Genomic DNA, 2,652 nt, shown 5'->3' on the forward strand with positions numbered 1-2,652 from the left:
ACCCCCAACCCCTCCCCGCTTGCGGGGAGGGGAGACAAAGCGTAGCTTTGGCGGGGTGGGGTTCTTTCTTATTTTTGATTTATGCAAGAGGTCTATTAATTAAGTGGACGCAGAAGTGTAATTTTGCCCATGCTCGTCTCTTGACTGAGTTGCGCCACGTAGAGATTTCCATTCGTGGGATTCTCAACCAAATCCAATGGACTTGGGTTAAAACCAGTGAAACCACTAATACCTGTTTGGGAATTTATAATATCCAACTTTGCGCCACCTGGTGTTAACACAATGATGTCTTTCCCTGAACTGAAGCGTGTCACCAGCAGTTTGCCTTGCAGCTGACCACCTAAAACATTACTACGATATTCAATAATGCCATTAGGTGAAAAATGCTCTCCAAAATCGAAGGCAATACCCTTCCAATTCCGGTCAGGTAGAGTACCAACGGGATATTCACTTATCTGAACTGGATCTGTACCAGTTGTAGGATTTCCTCCACTCAACACCCACTCACAACGCTTCGGATTGGGATGACCATAATAACCATTTCTAACAACCCGAAACAGAAAGTCTCGCTGCGTGCCTAGACTTCTAAGAGCAAGCACAGATGGACTTGTATAAGCCCCATTAGTAGCTTTATCAATCCGGTTTTGACAGGCAAGAGGTAGGGGAATAGGTGTATTTGGCGTATTGCCACCAGCCGCTGAACCATTCGTTGGCACATATAATTGACCATTGGTATGCCAAACCAGATCGTAGGCATTACGTATACCACTAGCAAAAATAGTTACAGGTGCGCCCGTTTTAGAGGGGTTATAAGTACCTCCATCCTCCGTCTTAACGCTTAAAGGAGGTAAGGTGATTTTGGACAGGTCTACTCGTAATACAGCAGCAGTTAACAACTGCTCAGGACGATTACTCCAGGCAGTGTTTGGTGCGCCCGTACTACTATTACTACCCTGCAACACATAGAGCACATTTGGCTCATTGGGCTTAAACTCAATGCTATTGGTTAGATGATCCCGGCTCGATCGCGGTAAATCAACCACATAGTCTTTTACCGTCTCTAGATTAGTACCGCTTAAACGAGTAATCTTACCAGTCCACTCTGGCGCATCAACAGTTCCATTCCAGTAGTAGTTATTTGTTACCCAGAGAATTAGGTTGCTGGCATTTGTTGATGAGGGATCAAAGTGCATACCAACGATGGTTCGATTACCACCATTTGCAGTCTGCAATGAGGAAATCGTTTGTGGTGTACCCAGAGTACCATCAGCATTGATCGGGAAACGCAAAATCTCACCTAGTAAAGTGGCAGCATAGAGTTTATTGTCAGGCCCAATCAATACTGTGGTGTAAGGTTTTAGAGGTACATTCGCTAGTGAGATTTGCTCGAAAGTAATATTGCTTCCTGTGTCTACAAAAGTGCCTGTTGTGAAACTGATGCTATAGGGTAAGAATGCAGCACCATTACTATCTTGAACCCCGTCGGTGATTTGTAACAAATATTTGGTATTGTTCTTGAGACGATTTATCGGAGACACTACAATCACATCTCCACCACCGGAAGTGTTGTAATTGGCATTGACTTGTGTATTGGTAGTGCTATCGATCAGCTTGATGGTTGAGGCAGAAATAGTATTAACCGCAATCCCACTATTAGGGAGATTTAGGTCTGCTGTAATCGAGATATCTGGCGACACGTTTGTCTGACCATCATTGGGATTGGTCGTTCTAATCGAGGGTCGATTACCTGGTGCGATCGCAATATAGTTGAGCTTGGTATTCTTACCACCTTTAGCATCAATTGTGAGCTTGCCATCGGCAACATTAACAATCCGGGTAATTGCGGCAAACTTTTTGGTTGCCGTTGGTACAAAGCCAGAAATAGCAGCCATCCCTTCTATATTGAGCTGGTGCTTACTATTTACAGTATTACTAGCATCACCGACGCTAACAGTCACATTGTAGGAACCATTAGATAGGGCATATTCCCAAGCAGCAGGTATCTTGACTCCTGGTTCCGCACTGCTAAGAGGATATTGCAGATGAATCAGTCTATTTAGTCGCCGATCGATGCTACTTTGGTTGCGATCGCGTGTATTGAGTTGGATATCAAGGGGAGTGGGTGTACTATTGCCTAAGCTATCTTCACGCACCCAACCAAAACCTCTAGTATCATTGTAGCCTTGACCGATATCTTTAATATACCCAGATGGTACAGGAGCATTATTTGGTTGAAAAGCAATCCCTTGAACAATTGCTAATACCAATATTTTGGGTTTGATCTTGTAAATCATAGTATGCCTTGCCGTTGTGTTCGTAGTTGATAGGTGAGTAGTCCATTAACATTGGCCAAGTATCTGCAATGATGATTCTTGGCAATCCTTCACTGGCTAGAAACGAACTTAATGACCGCAAGTCTTAGGGAACCCATTTCTCTAAACTGTATAAAAACTATTTAGTAAATACTTGAAATTAAATAAATACTGAACTTCTTTTTAAGAGAATTATCAGGGAACTTTCTAATGCCTCAACTTGCCACGGTATGATTACGTAAAAAGCAATAAATCAGCAATAAATCTTCAAAATTATTACCATAAACCAACCTTGAATAGGTGCTGGCAGAGTTCATTTGTATCTGTGCTGTTAATATAC

1 protein-coding gene is annotated in these 2,652 nt (G+C 42.8%); it reads right to left on the reverse strand.

Annotated features, from left to right (window positions below; translation table 11 throughout):
- Positions 1-95: 95 nt before the first annotated feature.
- Positions 96-2,294, reverse strand: a complete 2,199-nt coding sequence (locus IQ229_RS23360; protein WP_194047853.1) for an Ig-like domain-containing protein — start codon at positions 2,292-2,294, stop codon at positions 96-98.
- Positions 2,295-2,652: the final 358 nt, after the last annotated feature.

It is taken from the genome of Nostoc cf. edaphicum LEGE 07299, assembly GCF_015207245.1.
Classification (GTDB): domain Bacteria; phylum Cyanobacteriota; class Cyanobacteriia; order Cyanobacteriales; family Nostocaceae; genus Nostoc; species Nostoc edaphicum_B.